The sequence below is a fragment of the Trichococcus sp. genome (assembly GCF_049589555.1).
GTDB lineage: Bacteria > Bacillota > Bacilli > Lactobacillales > Aerococcaceae > Trichococcus.
In genome coordinates, this window is the sequence record NZ_JBAWAZ010000016.1 from 28701 (window position 1) to 47964 (window position 19264).

General features: G+C 51.5%; 18 protein-coding genes and 1 pseudogene. 2 read left to right on the plus strand and 17 right to left on the minus strand.

Annotation, left to right across the window (positions count from 1 at the left end; genetic code table 11):
• Nucleotides 1–105 precede the first annotated feature (105 nt).
• From WBV27_RS00995 to amrS, 4 genes are all read right to left on the minus strand, one after another.
• Nucleotides 106–801, minus strand: coding sequence for a methyltransferase family protein (locus tag WBV27_RS00995; protein WP_424198623.1), 696 nt, complete (start codon nt 799–801; stop codon nt 106–108).
• Entirely contained in the window at nt 794–2023 is a 1230-nt protein-coding gene (gene metK, locus WBV27_RS01000) for a methionine adenosyltransferase (protein WP_424198625.1), read from the minus strand. Before metK ends, WBV27_RS00995 begins: the two co-directional genes overlap by 8 nt.
• 74 nt (nt 2024–2097) lie before the next feature.
• Entirely contained in the window at nt 2098–2730 is a 633-nt protein-coding gene (amrB, locus tag WBV27_RS01005) for an AmmeMemoRadiSam system protein B (protein ID WP_424198627.1), read from the minus strand.
• A gap of 16 nt (nt 2731–2746) precedes the next feature.
• On the minus strand, nt 2747–3619 hold the full coding sequence (amrS, locus tag WBV27_RS01010; protein WP_424198629.1) for an AmmeMemoRadiSam system radical SAM enzyme: 873 nt from the start codon (nt 3617–3619) through the stop codon (nt 2747–2749).
• Nucleotides 3620–3874: 255 nt separating this feature from the next.
• Here amrS and WBV27_RS01015 point away from each other — a divergent pair.
• Nucleotides 3875–4423: pseudogene (locus WBV27_RS01015) on the plus strand (sugar O-acetyltransferase); the annotation flags it as partial.
• A gap of 250 nt (nt 4424–4673) precedes the next feature.
• Here WBV27_RS01015 and WBV27_RS01020 read toward each other — a convergent pair.
• Nucleotides 4674–5807: a Maf family nucleotide pyrophosphatase gene (locus WBV27_RS01020; protein WP_424198631.1), complete on the minus strand. Its 1134-nt coding sequence runs from the start codon at nt 5805–5807 to the stop codon at nt 4674–4676.
• Nucleotides 5808–6050: 243 nt separating this feature from the next.
• Here WBV27_RS01020 and WBV27_RS01025 point away from each other — a divergent pair, with 243 nt between their 5' ends.
• Complete coding sequence (locus tag WBV27_RS01025; RefSeq protein ID WP_424198655.1) at nt 6051–7292, plus strand: OFA family MFS transporter; 1242 nt, start codon at nt 6051–6053, stop codon at nt 7290–7292.
• Between the two features lie 51 nt (nt 7293–7343).
• Here the strand turns inward: WBV27_RS01025 and WBV27_RS01030 are convergent, their stop codons facing one another.
• From WBV27_RS01030 to pabB, 12 genes are all read right to left on the minus strand, one after another.
• Complete coding sequence (locus WBV27_RS01030) at nt 7344–9725, minus strand: homocysteine S-methyltransferase family protein (RefSeq protein WP_424198633.1); 2382 nt, start codon at nt 9723–9725, stop codon at nt 7344–7346.
• Nucleotides 9726–9744: 19 nt separating this feature from the next.
• Complete coding sequence (locus WBV27_RS01035) at nt 9745–10410, minus strand: vitamin B12 dependent-methionine synthase activation domain-containing protein (RefSeq protein WP_424198635.1); 666 nt, start codon at nt 10408–10410, stop codon at nt 9745–9747.
• The gene (metF, locus tag WBV27_RS01040) at nt 10407–11306 is read right to left on the minus strand and encodes a methylenetetrahydrofolate reductase [NAD(P)H] (protein ID WP_424198637.1); all 900 of its coding nucleotides are present in this window, start codon (nt 11304–11306) and stop codon (nt 10407–10409) included. Before metF ends, WBV27_RS01035 begins: the two co-directional genes overlap by 4 nt.
• A gap of 199 nt (nt 11307–11505) precedes the next feature.
• Nucleotides 11506–12417, minus strand: a complete 912-nt coding sequence (locus tag WBV27_RS01045) for a LysR family transcriptional regulator (protein WP_424198657.1) — start codon at nt 12415–12417, stop codon at nt 11506–11508.
• Nucleotides 12418–12634: 217 nt separating this feature from the next.
• On the minus strand, nt 12635–12889 hold the full coding sequence (locus WBV27_RS01050) for a DUF6718 family protein (protein WP_424198639.1): 255 nt from the start codon (nt 12887–12889) through the stop codon (nt 12635–12637).
• 96 nt (nt 12890–12985) lie between these two features.
• Nucleotides 12986–14185, minus strand: a complete 1200-nt coding sequence (locus WBV27_RS01055; protein ID WP_424198641.1) for a hypothetical protein — start codon at nt 14183–14185, stop codon at nt 12986–12988.
• A gap of 41 nt (nt 14186–14226) precedes the next feature.
• The gene (locus WBV27_RS01060; RefSeq protein WP_424198643.1) at nt 14227–15111 is read right to left on the minus strand and encodes a VOC family protein; all 885 of its coding nucleotides are present in this window, start codon (nt 15109–15111) and stop codon (nt 14227–14229) included.
• A 173-nt stretch (nt 15112–15284) separates the two neighbouring features.
• Nucleotides 15285–15845 carry an NUDIX hydrolase gene (locus WBV27_RS01065; RefSeq protein ID WP_424198645.1) on the minus strand — a complete coding sequence of 187 codons (561 nt, stop codon included), beginning with the start codon at nt 15843–15845 and terminating at the stop codon, nt 15285–15287.
• 30 nt (nt 15846–15875) lie between these two features.
• Complete coding sequence (locus WBV27_RS01070) at nt 15876–16340, minus strand: hypothetical protein (protein ID WP_424198647.1); 465 nt, start codon at nt 16338–16340, stop codon at nt 15876–15878.
• 49 nt (nt 16341–16389) lie between these two features.
• On the minus strand, nt 16390–17253 hold the full coding sequence (locus WBV27_RS01075) for a tRNA 2-thiocytidine biosynthesis TtcA family protein (protein ID WP_424198649.1): 864 nt from the start codon (nt 17251–17253) through the stop codon (nt 16390–16392).
• Nucleotides 17254–17412: 159 nt separating this feature from the next.
• Complete coding sequence (locus WBV27_RS01080; protein WP_424198651.1) at nt 17413–18225, minus strand: aminotransferase class IV; 813 nt, start codon at nt 18223–18225, stop codon at nt 17413–17415.
• Between the two features lie 2 nt (nt 18226–18227).
• The coding region (pabB, locus tag WBV27_RS01085) for an aminodeoxychorismate synthase component I (RefSeq protein WP_424198653.1) at nt 18228–19264 on the minus strand (1037 nt) is incomplete at its 5' end.

Sequence of the window (19264 nt, forward strand, 5' to 3'; positions counted from 1 at the left end):
TAATCACCCAATAATCCAAAACAACCCGCTGACTATTCGGAAAAATCCGAACCAGTCAGCGGGCTGTTTTTTTGTTGTATGAATGAACGTACCAGACTCGCAAACTCACCAAATGTAGGGAATCAAGCGGTACTTGACTCGCTGGGAATAGGCTGTGTAGCCCGCCAGCCCTGCCTTCAGCATCTCCTCCTCGTCCTTGATCCGCGCAATCAGTTCGAGGCAACTCAACGCCATCGGAATCACGGCATAGTAGGACCCGAGCATCAGCGGAATCGAAAGGTACAGGATGATGGAAGCCGAATACATTGGGTGGCGGATGATCGCATAGAGACCGGTATCGATCAACTGCTGCCCTTCCTGGATTTCGACGACGCGGGAGGCATAGCTGTTTTGGGCGAATACGGCGACCACCATCGCATAGGAGCATTCGAACACAATGACGCTGACAACAATCACCCAAATCGGGACATCGGACCACTGGTAGCGGTAGTCCAATCCAGGCAGGAAAAAGCCCAAGAGCATGAACAACCCTGAAATTTGGACGATTTTGCGTTGCTCTTTGCGCGGTTCCTTCAGGTTCATCCGTTTTTCCAGCAACTCAGGGTCCTTCCGCAACAAAAAGACGAGCGTCATGACTAACGGAATCATCAATGCCGCAAGAAAAAGCCAAGCCTGCCAATACCGGAAGGTGCCCGCCAAAGCGAACAGGATGCCTCCGATCACAAGCACCCCTGAAAAGAGACGGATCAGGACCAACTTTAGCAAATTGCTCCTTTCCTGCCGAAGCTGCTTTCTATCCATGAAATTCATCCCCAGTCTGATGTTTCGGCATTCTTTTCAAATCCAGCGCCTCTTTTTCCAGCACGGCAGCCTTATCGATCCGCTCCCAGGGAAGGTCCAATTCGGGCCTGCCGAAATGACCATAACAAGCAAGATTTCTGTAGATTGGCTTCCGCAGATCGAAATTGCGGATGATTGCAGCTGGACGCAGGTCGAAGTGTTTCTTGATCAATTCTTCGATCTGTTCTTCGGCGATGCTGGCCGTCCCGAAGGTTTCGACTCGGACGGAAACGGGCCTGGCCACCCCGATGACATAGGCCAGCTGGATTTCGCAACTGTCTGCCAATCCTGCTGCCACAACGTTCTTCGCCACATAACGGGCTGCATAGGCGGCGGAGCGGTCGACTTTTGTCGGGTCTTTACCGGAAAAGGAGCCTCCTCCGTGCCGTGCATAACCGCCATAAGTATCGACGATGATTTTTTTGCCGGTCCATCCCGAATCGCCGGCAGGGCCGCCGATGACGAAACGGCCGGTGGCATTGACGAAATATTTCGTCTGATCATCCAACAGCTCCGCCGGAATAACGGCCGGAATCACCATTCGAAGCATGTCCTCTCTGATCCGTTCCTGATCGACCGATTCGTCATGCTGACAGGCGATGACGACCGCTTCGACCCTTTTGACCCGGTCGCCCGCATACTCCACGGTCACCTGCGTTTTCCCATCCGGCCTCAGATAAGGCAGCCCCCCTGATTTCCGCAGCTCCGCAACCTTCTCGGCCATCTTATGCGCCAACGTGATCGGCAGCGGCATCAACTCCGGCGTTTCCTTGCAGGCATAGCCGAACATCAGCCCCTGATCGCCGGCTCCCAACCGATCCGTTTCGTCATTTGAACCGAGCCGCTTTTCCAATGAGGAGCCGACCCCTGCAGCGATATCCGCCGATTGCCTGTCCAACCCGATCAGGACGGAGCAGGACTTCCCGTCGATGCCAAAGCCGCTGTCCGTATAGCCGACTTCCTGGATGATTGTCCGGACTATAACCGGAATGTCCACCGTGCTGACAGTTGTAATCTGGCCGAAAACCGTGATCAAACCGGTGCTGGCGGAAACGTCGCAAGCCACCCGCGCGAACGGATCCTGCTCCAGAATGGCATCCAGGATTCCGTCGGCTATCTGATCGCATAGTTTATCCGGATGCCCCTCCATGACCGATTCTGAGGTGAAAAATGTTTTTTTCATAGAACTCGCCTCTTCTTAATTAACAAAATTATTTATACAACTTTCCATAGTCCGCCTTATCAACTTCGCGTGAGCTATATTTGCTCTTCGGACTCCAAAGGCGTAAAAGTGGCGACAAGGTACCCCACCCCGAAAGGACCTTCGTAGGAGAGCACTTCCGCTTCGTATTCCCTGCCTTCAAACGCTCCCATCAGGAACAGGATGGAGCGCAGTCCGCACTCCGCCGCCCTTTCAAGGAACCCGGCATCCAACCGCAACAGCTGCCCGGCATCCTTTTCCTTAATGGCTTTGATCACTAATTTATCAAGCAAAGGTCCCGCCGAATGGTAGCCGTAAGGCCCCTCTGGCTTCAGCACGTGCGACAGATCGGCAGAGGCGATGATCGCAGTGCGCAGATTTGATTGGTCGCAAGCTTCCCCATAGCGCTTTCCCCATTCGTAGTAGTGCTCGTAGGAAGGCACCGTCACCAAAATCTTTTCCGTTTCCAGGTTGGGCGGCAGTTGTCTGTCGAGATAATGCATGGGCACTTCAAAACCGTGGCCTTCATGCGGCGATATGATGAGCAGACGGTCCGGCATTGCGGCGGCGAGTCTTTCGGCTGCCATCTCCAAAGCCGCCACTGTGCGTTTTACCCTTTCGATGTCCGTCCCGCCTATTTCCGGAATGATGAGCGGCGGATGCGGACTGATGACGCCAAAAACCAACATAAGGGATCCCTCCTTTTCAGACGTTGCCGATGTGCACGTGCAGCAATCCGAATTTTTTCCCAAGCGCTGCGGCTGTTTCCAGAGTCTCCATCGGCGTGATGGCTGTGTCCATCATTTTCCAGCCCGGGAAGAAGCGGTTGACATGCCACGGCACTTCTTTGCCGACCTCCTCGGCGATGAAACGCGCCATCCGTTCGAGTTGGTCGATGCGGTCATTCACCCCAGGGACGATGAGCGTGGCGATTTCGAGATGCACGCCTGATTCATGAAATCTGATGATCGTATCCAGCACCGGTTGCGCTGTGCCGCCGCAATATTCTTTGTACACTTCGTCATCGGTGCCCTTCAGATCGACATTGACGGCATCCAGATATGGAATGATTGCATCCAGCGTCTCTTTCGTCGCATAGCCGGCTGTCTTCCAGATATTCTTCAGCCCTGCTTCACGGGCCAGCTTCATTGTGTCGAGTGCGTATTCGACAAAGATGATCGGTTCCGTGTAAGTGTAGGCGATGGAAGGACAACCGGCAGCCAAAGCCCGCCGCACATGCTCTTCCGGGCTGATGTCCTCCCCATAAATCGGACGATTCGGTTTGGAGGCCTGCGAAATCGCCCAGTTCTGGCACCAAAGACAACGCAGGTTGCAGCCGATTGTAGCAAAGGAATAGGCTGTAGTGCCGGGAAGGAAATGATTGAGCGGCTTCTTCTCGATGGGGTCGATCGCAACCGCGATTGCTTTCCCATAATTCAATGCATACAGAGTCCCCTCCCGATTCTCCCTGACGGCGCAGATTCCCCTCTTGCCTTCCGCGATGATGCAATGATGCGGGCAGACGCCGCACCTGACCCTGCCGTCCTGTAACTTTTCGTACAACATAGCTTCTTTCATTTCACCAACCCCAATCATCCACTTCGTAAATGTTATCGCTTACACATATCTTACTGCATTTATGCTTTACAATCCAAAATTTAACAGGACGATTTCCGAAAAGTCCAACATGCCTTGATCCAACCAAAAAAATTTTGTAAACGCAAAAATAAAATAGCTCCTGATTCATTTCGTATATCAAATTAGTAAATGTTTCGATATAATTAGTAAAGATAACCAAAAAATTTACTACCCTATACGTAAGGAGATTATATAATGAAATCAGAAATTGAAAAAATGATTGCCGGTGAACTTTATTTTTCCAGCAATCCGGAGCTTTCCTCGATGCGGCACAGTTCTCGGGAAAAGATGTACCTTTTCAACAACGAAACGGATGCCCACAAGCGCAGTGAGCTGTTGAAAAACTGGTTCGGAAAAACTGGGGAAAATATCTATATCGAACCGACATTTTCGCTGGATTACGGCTTTAATATTTTTGTCGGCGAGAATTTCTATGCGAACTTCAATTGTACGATACTGGACACCTGCCCGGTCACATTCGGAGACAACGTGATGATCGCGCCGAACGTCAGCTTCTATACGGCTACCCATCCGATTGATCCGGTCGAACGGAACAGCGGCTGGGAGTACGGGAAACCGATCACGATCGGGGACAATGTCTGGATCGGCGGCTCTTCCGTAATCGGTCCGGGCGTCACGCTGGGGGACAACGTCGTCGTCGGGATGGGCAGCGTCGTGACCAAATCCTTCCCGGACAATGTCGTGATTGCTGGGAATCCGGCACGCGTGATCCGCCAAATCCAGCTTTCCGATTCCAAGTCCTAAATACATGAATAAATGCTAAAAAACCGACGAATGCCTTTGCGAGGCTTCGCCGGTTTTTTTCGGTATTCATTTTTTTGTTGTAGCTCCGGTGAATGGGGCTTTCCCCGGAGTTGGCGCGCTCATTCTGTGTAGTTTCTCCGGCCAGCGCTCCTTCCCCGAAGTTGAAGCCCTCATTCTGTATCTTTCCTCCAGCCAACGGGCGCCTCACCGGAGAAAACGATCGATAACGTTATTCCTCTGATTCCGCCCCCGTCAGCAAGCGATGGATGGCTTTATCGACCAAGGCGATCGGAAACCCGACGATCGTGTTATAGTCGCCTTCTATACCGGAAACCCAGAGCGCCGCTTCCTCCTGGATGCCGTATGCTCCGGCTTTGTCCATCGGCTTGCCCGATGCCACGTATGCCTTCACTTCCTTCGCCATCCGATCATCCCACTCAAAGAAGCTGACTTTCGTCTCAGAAGCAAAGGTCTCTTCCTTTTCGCCCCATAAAATGCTGACGCCGGTCAGGACCGAATGGGTCTTTCCTGCCATGGCGCGCAGCATCGCATAGGCATCGGCCTCATCAACCGGTTTGCCGAGGATCTTTTCGTCCAACCCGACCACAGTGTCCGAACCGATGACCATCGCTTCTCTGTCCTCACGATGGATGACCGTCGCTTTTTCCCGCGCCAACGTTTCCACCAGTTTCGTGGCAGTGTCCAGAAACGTTTCCTGCCCTGCTTCGGAGAGAACGCGTTCTTCTATCGCTTTTTCGTCGATATCCGCAGCCTGGACCGCAAAGTCCTTTATGCATAATGACAGCAATTCGCTGCGTCTTGGCGATTGACTCGCCAATATGATTTTCGGATTCATTTGCTCTACCCTTTCTTCTTCAAAATGCAAAATCATGTCATACCAAACGGCATTCCCATGCGTGGAGCTCGATTTGCCACTGTTCACCAACCCAAATTTCTCGTAATAAGGGATCTTTTCCTCTTTACAGCAAAGCGTCAAGCCTTTTCTGCCCGCTTGCCTGGCCGCATCGATCAGTGCCGTCAGCAATTTTCCCGCAATTCCTTGCCTTCTGAAAGCCGGACTCACGTCCAGACCGAACACGCTTTGATAAGCGCCATCCGGATTATGTAGCGCAGCATCATGGTAATGGGCATCGCGGATGATCGGTTCATCGATGACGGCGCCGTTCACGAACCCCACCAGTTCGCCCTCGAGTTCGGCAACAAGGAAGCTTTCAGGAAACAGTTGTAGCCGCTCGCTGAGTGATTCAAGCGTAGCCGCCTCGGCTTCCGGGAAACAAGTGTCCTCTATTATTTTCAGTGCGTCCAAATCCTGCAGCTCCGCTTTCCTAATCTCAACTTGCATCCACTGATTCCTCCTTCACTGTCCATAGTTCATATTACCGACAAATCTCCGATTTTTCCAGAAAATTCCGTCTGCACAGCCTCCCAGGGAAAAATATTGTCCGGATTGGACAAACTGCCCTCTCCCGTCGTCCTAGAAAGCGATTGCATTTCCGGTAAATCAGGGTTAAGATGACGATAGCATGATTAAATATTCACGCAATCCATACTATCATTACCTAAGGGGGGCTTCATAATGAATAACATCGAAAATAAATGGATGCGTGCCGCTGTACCGGCACTGCTGATCCATTGCAGCATCGGGACAGTCTACTGCTGGTCTTTGCTGAAGGGGGGCATCGCCGAATATATCGGCAGGCCGAAAGGAGATGTCGAATGGGCTTTCAGCATCGCTATCTTCTTCCTTGGCATGTCGGCTGCCTTCGCGGGCAGAGCCGTGGAAAAAGATATCCACAAGTCTTCCCTGATTGCGGCGGTTTGCTTCGCCACCGGGATGGCCGGTACCGGATTCTTCATCCAGCAGAAATCCTTGATCGGCATCTTTCTGACTTATGGTGTCCTGATGGGCATCGGTTGCGGCATCGGCTATCTCTCGCCGGTCAAAACCCTGATGCTCTGGTTCAAAAACAATAAAGGCTTAGCTACGGGGATAGCGGTTGCCGGATTCGGATTGGCAAAGGTCATCGCCAGCCCAATCATCGAGATGCTTTTGGGTGCAACAAATGCGGACGGTACGCTCGTTGACCCGACACGTCTCTACAAACTGTTCTATATCCTGGCTGTCGTTTATTTCATCATGATGTTCATGGGCCATCTGCTGTTGAAAAAACCGTCCGATTGGGTGGAAGTATCCGTGAAGATGAAGAAGGGTGAAAACATCCTCGACATCTTCAAGAACAAAACCTTCATCGGCATCTGGTTGATGTTCTTCATTAACATCACTTGCGGCTTGGCGCTCATCTCACAAGAGAAGGATTTGCTGCACTTCATCGGCTTCGGTGCAGTAGGAGTGATCAGCTCATTGACGGCACTCTTCAACGCAAGTGGGCGGCTTGGCTTTGCATCTTTCGGAGACAGGTTGAAGGACAGAAACACCATTTATATCTGGATTTTCGGTCTGTCTATCGCTGCTACGGCGCTTACGCTTTTGGCGAACGGCATCAACAATGCAATCGCTCCTTTAGTCATTATTACGCTTTGTGTCATCAACGCCGGCTACGGCGGCGGTTTCTCCAGCCTTCCGCCATTGCTTGCCGACCGCTTCGGGATGAACAGCATCAGCACCATCCACGGACTGGCTTTATCGGCCTGGGCTTTTGCCGGACTTTCCGGGAACCAATTGAGTGCCTTCATCATTGCGAAGACAGGTTCCTTCAACAACGTTCTCTATGTCGTGTTGGCACTGTATTCGGTCGCACTCTTCATCAGCGCCTTCCTTCTAAGAAAAAAACCGGATGACGTGAATAAAACGAGACATCCAGCCTAAAAAAAAATCCCGGAAGATATCCATTTTGAATGGAGTCTCTTCCGGGATTTTTTAGTTTGTACTGAAGACTTCTTCGGCTACCGTGACGCCGGCTCGGGCATCTTTGCAATAGTAGTCCGCACCGATGGCTTTGGCATATTTTTCGGTCAGTACGGCGCCTCCGACGAAGACCTTCACAGGCAAACCAGCCTCGCGCAAGGCTGTGATCGTATCCTCCATCGCAGTGACGGTCGTCGTCATCAACGCAGACAGCCCGACCAGTTTGACTTGATGTTGCTTGGCAACCGCCACAACCTCCTCAATCGGAACATCTTTGCCCAGGTCGATGACGTCGTAGCCATAGTTTTCAAGCAGAACTTTCGCCAGATTCTTTCCGATATCGTGGATATCCCCTCTTACGGTAGCCATCACGATGGTCCCCTTCGATTCCAGCTTCTCATTGCCTGCAGCAAGTTTTGCACGGATCGTCTCGAAAGCTTTGCCGGCCGTTTCGGCGGCGCGGATCAGCTGAGGCAGGAAGATATTTTTCTGCTCATAGAGTTTGCCGACTTCATCCAATGCCGGCACGATGTGATCGTCCACGACAGCCAATGGCGTATTGTCTTTAAGCAGCGCGTTGGTTGCCTTCATGATCCCAGCTTCATCGCCTTCCAACAACATTTCCCGGTAGGAACGGACCACGTTTTCCTGCTTGGGACCATCGGATTTGACCACAGCCTTTTTGTTGTTGTAGTCGATATAGTCGATGGCACCTTCGTCTTGCCCTGACAAAACATTGAAGGCGCGCATCGTGTCGACGATTCCGTCGGCCCCTGGATTGATGATGACCGTATCCAGTCCCGAAGTCAGGGCCATCGCAAAATAGGTTCGGTTGATCAAGGCTCGGAAAGGCAGTCCATAGGAAACATTGCTCAGTCCCAAAGTGGTCAATGCTTTCGTGTTTTCCTTGACCCAACGCAGGGCCTTCAACGTCTCCATTACCGCTTTCTGTTGGGCAGCCGCAGTGAGCACAAGGCAATCCACCAACAAGCGCTCTGCACCGATGCCGTACTCTGCTGCTCGGTCAATCAGCTTTTGGGCGACCTTGGTCCGGCCGGCAGCATCATCCGGGATGCCCGCTTCATCCAGACACAAGGCAACCACAAAAGCGCCGTATTTCTGGACGATCGGATAGATTTCGGCCATCGAGGATTCTTTCCCGTTGACCGAATTGACGATCGCGACACCGCTGTAGCGTCTCAAGGCTGCTTCAAGCACTTCCGGTTTTGTCGAATCGAATTGCAGCGGCGCTTCCACCAAGCCGCTCATCCCATCGATGATTTTTGTCATGTAGTCCGTTTCGTCGATCATCGGCAAAGAGGTGTTGACGTCCAAAACATCCGCACCTTTTTGGACCTGCTCAAAAGCGACTTTGATGGCCGCTAATGGATTGCCTGCCACGAATTGTTCCTTCAAAGCCTTGTTGCCTGACGGGTTGATCCGCTCACCGATGAGGGTGATTTGGCCATCCAGGCAAACTTTTTTCTGCGCGGAACAGACGTACCGTTTCAATTGATTGATTTCCCTTTTCGCAAAAAATGTTTTTGCCTGCTGCAGATCGCGGATGTACTCCGGTGTCGTGCCGCAGCAGCCGCCGATCACGGAGACCCCCAAACCGGCCAGCTCCTTCGCGACCTCAAGGTAATCCGCGGAAATGACGTTATACTTGGCGACTCCCGCTTCCGTCACAGGGATGCCGGCATTCGCCTGCACCATCACCGGCGTGTTCGTGAATGCCAATATCCTTTTGATGATGGGAATCAGCTCCTTTGGCCCCAATGAGCAGTTTACGCCCAGCGCATCCACACCCAAAGCATCCAAAGAGAGCGCCATGATCTCCGGCTCGGTCCCGGTCAAAGTGTTGCCGTCCTCCGTAAAGGTCATCGTCGCGAAAATCGGCAGGTTGCTGTTTTCTTTCGCCGCCAACACGGCCGCGCGCATTTCCGCCAAATCCGACATCGTTTCGATGAGGATCAGATCCGCTCCAGCCGCAGCCCCGATCGTCACTTGTTCGCGGAAATAGTCGTAAGCCTGATCGAAATCAAGCAATCCGATCGGTTTCATCATCTTCCCTACCGGTCCGATATCGAGCGCCACTTTCGCCCCGGATCCTGCCGTTGCAGCTTTGGCGATTTCGACGGCCGCAGTGATTACTTCCTCAACGGAGTAGCCGGTCTCCTGCAGTTTGTAGGCATTGGCACCGAATGTATTTGTCGTGATGAATTGTGCGCCGGCTTCGACGTATTCCCGATGGATCCGGCTTAGCAGCGCGGGATCCTCCAGGTTCAACGCTTCCGGGTTTTGGCCGGCTTTCATCCCGTATTTCTGGAGCATCGTGCCCATCGCTCCGTCGAAGAGAAGCAGCTCTTCCCCAATTTGTTTTCTGATATCCATTCTTTTTGTCCCCCCTAACTTAACTTCTGGCCGTGCAGCTGTCGTTCAGATCGCACTCGCTGCAGCTTGTGTTCCCGCAGCGATGATTCTTCCCTTTGGAGATGCCTTCCTCCAGAACGCCCAATATCGCCACTATCGATTTTCTTGGCGTCATCAGCATCGAATCCGTCAGATGGACCCCGATCCGCTTATCTGACTGCAATTCCCCGAGCAGCGTTTTGTTGGTGGCCAATGGAAGGTCTCCGTATCCAGGCGCGTAGCGGAAAGTCAATGCGGCTCCTGCCGGCAGCAGGCTTTCGATTTCCTGCTGGCAACTGTCCGCGATCGTCTCGACGAATGCAGATGCACAGGCATCCGCGATCATGCCCATAGTAGGCGACATCATTTTATTTCGCTCAATGAGGAGGTCTCCTTGTGCGCCTAACGTGCAGACCATGATATAGACTTCTTTGCAGCGCTTAAGCATGCGGGTGATGCTTTTCCCTTCCAGCACCACAGCGGTTCCTTTCAGAGTGATCAATCCCTCAACTGAGTGGTCCAGAAGATAGTGTCCATAAGTCCATTTCCCATTGACTGACTGCTCAAATTGGGCGGCGATCGCCTCCATGTCGTTCCTTGTCCGTTCGTCCGGTTGTTTGTTGCCGAAGCCAAGGTACTTCGCTACCAGCTTCAGATCCGTCTTCATCTTTGCGGCTCTTTTCTGCAGACCGCCTTGCGGACGCAGGAGATGTTCTCCATGATCCTTCTTGTCGCGTCTGGCTTGTTCATCGTGTAGATGTGGACGCCATCCACTCCGGAAGAAAGCAGATCGATGATCTGATCGACTGCGTAGGCGATGCCGGCTTCCTGCAGTGATGCCGGATCATGTTCGTATCTTTCGAGTATCCGCAGGAATTTCGGCGGCAGGTTGCATCCGGAAATTTCCTGGATCCGTTTCACTTGTTTGATGTTCAGGACCGGCAGTATCCCTGCGATGACAGGCTGTTCGATGCCGACAAGATCCAATTTCTCCTTGAACTGATAGAAAAGATCGTTGTCATAGAAAAGCTGCGTAATCATGAAGTCAGCGCCATGGTCCATTTTCCTTTTCAGATTTTTCAGGTCATCCACTTTGTTGATGGAATCGACATGTCCTTCCGGATAGCAGGCCGCTCCGATCGAAAAATCGCCTGCTGCTTTGATGTCGTCGATGAGCTCGGAGGCATAACGGTATTCCGGATTCCAATTCTTGTCCGCCAATTTTTCTTGCGGGATATCCCCGCGCAAAGCCAGGATATTTTCGATGCCGCTTTCTTTGATTGATGCCAATGTCCGTTTCATGCCCTCTTTTGTCGAGGTGCAGCCGGTCAAATGGGCGATCGATTCGATGCCGAAATCCTTTTTGATGCGCGATGCGATTTCGACCGTGTTGCTTTGGGCTGTCCCGCCGGCGCCGTACGTCACGGAAATGAAATCGGGATGCAGGTCCTTCAATTCGCCCAATGTGTCGAACACCGTTTCAAGGGAATAACTGCTTTTCGGCGGAAAAATTTCAAACGAAACAGTTGGTTCCCCTTTGCTGATCATATCTCTAATCTTCATAATCATGTCCTCCTTCAATTTGTTCAAAGTGGCAAAGGTTAAGCGCACTTACTTTGTGTACAATTGATCATGTCAGTTGATGACTTCCACAAGAAGTCATTTATTTCCAATAGTATGCCATGAAATGAAGATATAGAGTAACACCAAAAAAATATATTCAGTTATAGTGAAAGGCTATACCCAGAAAAGAGCGAACCTATTAATTCCCATAGGTCCGGATCACTGCTTTCAACTCCTTGATATAGGCGGCCGCCTGTCGACTGATTCCAGCTTTCTTGTTGGCGATCCAACCGATCACCATCCGGTCCTCGACATCCAACGGAACCGAAACGATATCCGTGCCGTTCAACTCTTCACTAAGTACGCCGGTGGAGATGGTATAGCCATCCAAACCGATAACCAGGTTGAACAAAGTCGCGCGGTCGCTGACCAGGATGCTTTTTTTATGGAAGACGGTGCTGAGTATCTCTTCCGAAAAATAAAAGGAATTATGCTCGCCCTGTTCGAACGACAGGTAGGGATAATCCTCCAGATCCGCCAAGTTAACGCTCTGTTTGGCCGCTAACGGATTGCGGACACTGACAAAGATGTGCGGTTCCGCCTCAAAGAGGGGGTGAAACTCCAACTGGCTCTCCTGCAGGATCTTTTTGAGCGCATTGCGGTTGAACGAATCCAGATAGAGGATGCCGATTTCACTCTGGAAACTTTTGACGTCCTCGATGATTTCATGGGTCCGCGTCTCACGCAGTGTGAACTTGTATTCATCCGCTCCGCTCTTTTTGATCATGTTCACGAATGCGCTGACGGCGAAAGCGTAATGTTGGGTCGAAATGGAACACAACTGCTTGGCCGGTTTTTTGTCGAGGTAGCGCTGTTCCAGCAATTCCGCTTGCTCGATCACCTGCTGCGCATACTTCAGGAATTCGCTGCCTTCCGCGGTCAACGTGATGCCTTTGGCGGTCCGGATGAACAGTTCCAAGCCAATTTCTTCCTCAAGGTCCTTGATGGCGTTCGATAGGCTCGGTTGCGAAATGAAGCATTTTTTTGCAGCTTCGTTGATCGATTTGTACTGCGCGACTGCCAGCATATATCTTAATTGTTTTAAGGTCATCTGTCTTCCCTCTCCTCTCGCTGCTTTGGCCGCCACAGCGGTTATTTGGCATGTTTTTTTGATTCTGCCTCGATTATACCAGATGGGTTCCCGCACGGCCAAGGACGGGCTGATGCGCATCGGAAAAACGATGCCTGCTCCGGCCAGGCTTGCCTTCATCGGAGCAAAAAAAGATCGGCGCGGCAGCATTTCCATATGCTCCCGCGCCGATCCGATGCTATTTTTTCCGGCTGACTTTTTCTTCAATCGTGCGTTCGAATGTTTCCTTGTTGTCCGCCACCGCGATGGGCGCGTATTCCGGCCATGCCTCTTCCAGTGCTTCCGCGGAGTCCCCACTCAAGATAAGCACCTCGATTTTCCGCCCGAAACGCTGCTCCAATTCTTCCGAATAGCCAAAAATGGATGGTACCGCATCGATTGCGATCGCCGCACTGCCGTTCTTTTTGAATGTCCTTGCCACTACGAATTTCATAGATTCACCTCAGGGTCCATTATAGCAAAAAGGCCAAGCTACCGGTGAAAAAAATTGGCAATTCCTTTGCTGATTCCACACTTTCGGATCGGCTCCTTATACGTCCAGTTCGGTCTGAACGCTGGTTTCTTCAGGCGTAGCCTTGTAGTGGGCCATCACTAAAGCACCTAAGCCCGCCATAACGGTCAGCAAGGAGCTGAGGAATTTGACAAACGGTGGCAGCCCCAAAAGCCCGAGGACAGCCAAGCCCAAGAGCACCAGCCAGACTCCCTTATGCAGCTCTGGCCATTTGAAGCGCTTCGCCACCCACTGTCCGATGAAAACCGCCACGATGATCCGCGACAAATACAGCGAAAACGTGTAGACGGCACTTAACATGAAGCCTGCCGGTATTCCAATAACGGTGACCATTGCCAAGATGATCATCGGCGGCACCACCAGCAATGTGAGTAAACCCACCCCTAACGTCTTTAATGGCTTCTCAGCCAATGGGCGGGCCGTGTTGTTCCAGAAATTAGGCCGCCAGATTCGAATCAGGAACCAGATCAGCAAAGCACTCGCCAAGCTCCAGAGGAACCAGAAAAATTTCCTTACCGGAGTTCTCGTCTCTTTCACCGCGACTTCTCTGTCCACGTTCGTCGTTTTAGCAAATTCCCAATCGGTGTCACCCGCGATCGTTGCGCCAGTGCCGATGTCAGCTTCGTTTTCACCCTTGTAGTTGAGGTCGCCCGCAATGTTCGCACCGTCCTGGAGTTTCAGACTGTCCGTCTGAAGATTGACATCCCCGCCGATCTGCCCGCTCAGGACAATCTCAGCTCCGCCGCCGAAGAGGTTGCGTTGGATGATCCCTTCCTGCAGGATGGTTGCGCCAGCCGCAAACAAGTCCCTGCCAATGGACGCATCCTGTCCGATGGAGATACTCTGACCGGCAAAGAAAACATCGCTTTCCGACTGCCCATCAAAGGTAAGTGCTTGCCCAGCTCCATAAATATTGCCGGTCACTGTCCCGCTGATGGTAATCGTTTGGGAAGCCACAAAAAGATCACCGTTGATGTTGCCGTTGATCCGGACATCCTGCCCGGACACAAACGTCGTCCCCTCCACATTTCCATCGACTTTCACCACATTACCCGCAAAGAAACCCGGTCCTTCAATCGTCTCACCTGCAGCCAAATGATCCAGATTTTCCGCATTCATGGTAGTGGCCGAAGCAACACCTGAAAATCCCAACAAAATCGCCAAAAATAACAAGTTGATACTCCAGAAGAACCCTTTCCACCAAACCTTCTTATTCATCCTGCATCCTTCTTTCATGCAACCATGCAAAAAAACAGTGACTAGGCTTCGTAAACTCTTCTCAGTTCCGCAAGGTCTAATTTTTTCATTTTCAGAGTTGCCTCTGTGACGCGTGCCAATTTTTCAGGATCCGCTGTCTGCAGCATTTCATTCATGTCCGTTGGAACGATTTGCCACGATACCCCGTATTTATCCTTCAGCCATCCGCAGTTTTCCGCTTCCGGAACATAAGACAGGGCTTCCCAATAGTAATCAATTTCTTCCTGATTTTCACAATTGACGATGAAAGAGACGGCTTCATTGAATTCAAAATCATGGGCCTGAGCGCTGTCCATGGCTGCGAACGTTTGGTCTTCCAGCTTGAAAGAAGCGAACCTTACAGTCCCTGGTGCATCCGGTTCCTCCCCCACTCCGTAGTAATCCATTCCATCGATTGAAGTATCTGAAAATACCGCCTCATAGAAAAGGATCGCCTCCTCTGCTTTGCCGCATTGTTTTTTCGTGAACATCAGCGTCGGCGTCAATTTCTGCTCTATCTCCCGTTCGCCGACATGCATGACCTGCCAGGACAGGCCGTAGCGGTCTTCCGTCCAACCATACCTTTTACTGAAGGGATAAGCGTCCAACGGCATGAGCACCGCGCCGCCATCGGAAAGCTTTTCCCAAAGGAAATCGACTTCCTTCATTGATGCGCAATCGACCCGGATGGAAATGGACGGATTGAAGCGGAAATACGGACCTGCCGAGATCGCCATGAAATCCTGACCGGCCAACGTCATCGAGACAATATCGGCATTTCCATATGGTGGTGGATTTTGGATTTGGCTGACGTTTGTGATTTTGGAATTATCGAACAGTGAGGTATAAAATTCGGCTGCTTCAACAGCCTGCGTATCGAACCAAAAATGCGGAACAATTTTATTCATAAGTTAAATCCTCCTTAATCTTATGATTACCGATCCCGACAGTGCAAATGGACAAAAAAAACAGCGGCTGCACCGACCCGCCGAAGACGTTCTTCGGCGCAGTCGATGCTCTCCACTGCCATTATGCCACTTTTCGTTGCCGATGGAAAATGAGAACCATCGGCGCTGAGCGGCTATTGCATTCTGTTTAATTTATCGTTCAGCTTGGCGTAAATGCCCTTCATGTAAGGCTCGGTGCACTTGTTGAGCGCCTCCTCCAACCCCATCCAGGCGACGCCACTGTTCTCGTCCGGTTTGATGCTCGTCTCTTGCGTTTCGTCCGCTTCCAGCAGGTAGGTCAGGTTCAGATGCACATGTGTTCCTACCTGTTTGCCGTTTTTGACATGCCCGTCCACACTCAATATTTCGAGCGAAAAGAGTTCCTGCGATACCGGTGTTACCTGCTCGACACCCGTCTCTTCCTTCGTTTCCCGGATGGCTGTCGCCAGAAAGTCGGTTTCGCCATCCATGTGGCCACCGATCCAGGACCAGGAACGGTAGATGTTATGGTAGACCATCAGCACCTTGGTCCGCTCGCGATTGACGACCCAACTCGAAGCGGTGAAATGGGCGAACTCATTCTCACGCCTGAACAGATTATCGAACTGATCCAGATAGCGAAGCATCAACTCACGATCCTTTTCTTCCTGCGCATTGAAGGGAGAATAGTCCGCAAGCATTTGTCTGATTCCCATGCCAGCCTTCCTTTCGCATGCGTTTGGCGGTTAATTGGTTCGCGAGAAACCTTCATCATTCAGATAACCGACAGCCGCATCACGGGTTTTGAAGATCCCTTCGATTTGACCGTTCGTCAAAGCAACCGACCACATCGGATTATCGTAGATCAGTAACAGAACATCTCCGGACCGATCCACCCATTTTTCCGAGTAACCTTCCTCATAGCCGTCTTCGGTTTTTTTCAGAAAGGAAATCGCCTTTTCCAGAAGGAAGCGGATCGTTCCTTCGTCGCTTTCCAATACGGAAATATAGCCTTTATCCGTCTCTTCTTTCGGCAGGTAGCCTGCATAAATGAAGGCATTGCCGTTTGGATGCAGGAAGCGGACAGCGATTTTGTGGTCCACCGCACTCGCATTGAAATGATAATTGATCCGGTTCATCGAGACCGGAACAGCCGTCAGTTCTTTATAATCATCAAATATCGCTTTTTTTTCTTCGAATGACAAGGTCATTTCTTTCAACTCCCTAATAATGTTCTCCGATTTTTTGCGGAGGTTCGACTCATTCTACCATATCCGGACGCGGCCTTTCAGCCCCATCCGCGTATTTTTCCAGAAAATGATGCCTTCCGTCCCGATTGCGGTAAGAAATGATCTTTTCGAGGTTCACACTCTGCACACTCTGGAAGATATTCACGTCGATAAGCGGACTCGTTTCGCGCAACTGCCCGATCAACGCCTTCATCTCTTTGCGTTTGAAACCTCCCAGATCGCTCGGTTGATTATCGTACATTTCCGTAAAACGGCAAGCGCACTGGAGGAAGGTCAGCTGATGGTAGTCCTTCCAAGCGATGATATCCGCTTCCTTCACATGATAAAGCGGTCGGATCAGCTCCATCCCTGCGAAGTTCCGGCTGTGCAGTTTCGGCATCATCGTCTCGATGGTCCCACCGTAGAACATATTCATCAGGATCGTCTCGATGACGTCATCAAAATGATGGCCCAAAGCGATTTTGTTGCAGCCGAGCTCCTGGGCTTTTTGGTACAGATTGCCTCTGCGCATACGCGCGCAAAGGTAACAGGGGGACGAGTCCACATTCTCCACGACATCAAAAATGGAGGACTCGAAAACGGTCAGCGGGATTTCCATCAATGCGGCATTATCCAAAATCTGTTGTTGGTTCTGTTCACTGTATCCCGGATTCATCGCCAAAAAGACCAGCTCGAATCGTATCGTGCCATGCCGTTGCAGCTCCTGCATCAGTTTGGCCATCAGCATGGAATCCTTCCCGCCGGAGATGCAGACGGCTATCTTATCGCCGTTCTGGATCAGGTCATATTCCTGGATTGCTTTGATGAAGGGCCGCCATAAGGGTTTCCTGTATTTTTTTATGAGACTTCTTTCGATTTGATCGCATTTTTCCATCTAATCGGTTTTCCTTTCTTGCGGGCAGTCCGGTTGATTTTTTATTCTTTTGCTCCGGGGAACGCAGGCTTCGCCGGAGTTCAACCTACATTTCGCAGGCGTTCTCAGATAAAGCTGGCTTCATCTGAGTTGCGGCTAGGAATCAACGGTGTGCTCCGATTAGCGCCCGTTTCCCCGGAGCTGGGGCACCACTTGGTATGCCCCGAGGTCCAAATGCCGCTCCTCAAGAAGACTCACCGGCATGATGTCCATCAGAGCATTTGTGACGAATACTTCATCCGCACTCAAAAGTTTCTCCAGGCCGTACGCCCCTTCCTGGAACGGAATCTGAAACTCAGCGCATTTCTTGATTACCCTTGCTCTAGCCGTCCCTCCCAGGATGCCGCAGTTCAGCGATGGGGTGTATACGATTCCGTCCTTCACCCAAAAAACATTCGAAACGCACCCCTCGGCAACATGATCATGCGTGTTCAAAAAGATTGCTTCATCAAAGCCTTTCTGAACGGCTGCTTCTTTTTCCAGGATGTTTTCCGTGTAGTTCATGCTTTTGATGCCGACGAGCTTGGAGAATTCGTTCCTTCTCGCATCGGCCAGGCACACTTTCAAGCCTGTCGCGTATTCATCTTTATAGGTTTTCGTTCCTGTCAGAATCAGGATATCCGCTTCCTGTTGCGGCTGTTTTTTTGGGATCGGTTTGCTGCAGACGACCTTTACGAACCCTTCGGAAACGCCATTCAGATCCAGCAGTTTTTCGATGATTGGCTGGAGTTCGTTTTCTTGATAAGGGCAAGTCATCCCCAGAACGGAAAGAGCACGGACCATGCGCCCGTAATGTTGGTCCAGAAACAACACTTTTTTACCGGAAACACGGATCGTCTCAAAAACCCCGTATCCGTACATGAAGCCCGGGGACAGCGGACTGATCAGTGCTGCAGCTTCCTCAAGATAGGCATCATTCAAAAATACTTGCATTGTCATTCCCCTTCCGGTAATTCCGCTTGCAGCGCTTCGATGAGTGCCTTCGCCTTCACAAGCGTCTCCTCGTATTCCATCTCCGCATCCGAATCCCAGACGATGCCGCCACCGACCTGAAAATAGGCCGTATCATCTTTCTGCAGGATCGTCCGGATGACGATATTCAGATCGGCATCTCCGTTGAAGCCGACATAGCCTATTGATCCGGTATAGACGTTGCGCTGGGTCGGCTCGATTTCGTCGATGATTTCCATCGCCCTGATTTTTGGCGCGCCCGTTATCGATCCGCCCGGGAAGGCAGCTTTGATGCAATCGAGCGCATGGATGCCTTCCTCCAACTCCCCTTCGACTGTCGAAACGAGCTGAAAGACGGTGCTGTAGTCTTCGATATGGTACATTTCCGTGACCTTGACGCTGCCTGTTTTGCAGACCCGGCCCAAATCATTGCGCATCAGATCGACGATCATCAACAATTCAGCCCGGTCCTTCTCGCTTGCCAGCAGCTCCTGGCGGTTCGCACTATCCTCTTGTTCGGTCGCGCCCCGCGGTCGGGTGCCTTTGATCGGCCGTGTCTGCACATTGCCGTTGCGGATCTGCAGGAACCGCTCCGGCGAGCTGCTCAACAGCTGGCCCATGCCGAAGTCGATGTACGCAGCAAAGGGAGCCGGGTTGATGTTGCGCAAGCGCGTGTACAACTCGTAGGGCGATGCTTCCGTCCGGCATTGGAAGCGTTGGGTCATGTTTACCTGATAGATGTCGCCGGAACGGATGTACTCTTTGATGCGTGCGATTGCCGCCAAATAGTAATCCTTTGTCATGTTCGCAGTGAGCTTCGTTCTGGCTTCGCTGGCCAATTCAAAGCCCGCAGCCGGAAAATGCATCCCTTCCGCTGCCGTAATAGCTTTTTCCACCTCGGAAACCCACTTTTCCGGATCGCCGAAGAACCCCGGCGAAGCAAGATGTACCTTCCCCAAAAGGTGGTCCACCACAATCGCCCCATCATAGATGCCAAAGAAGCTGTCCGGAATCTGGACAT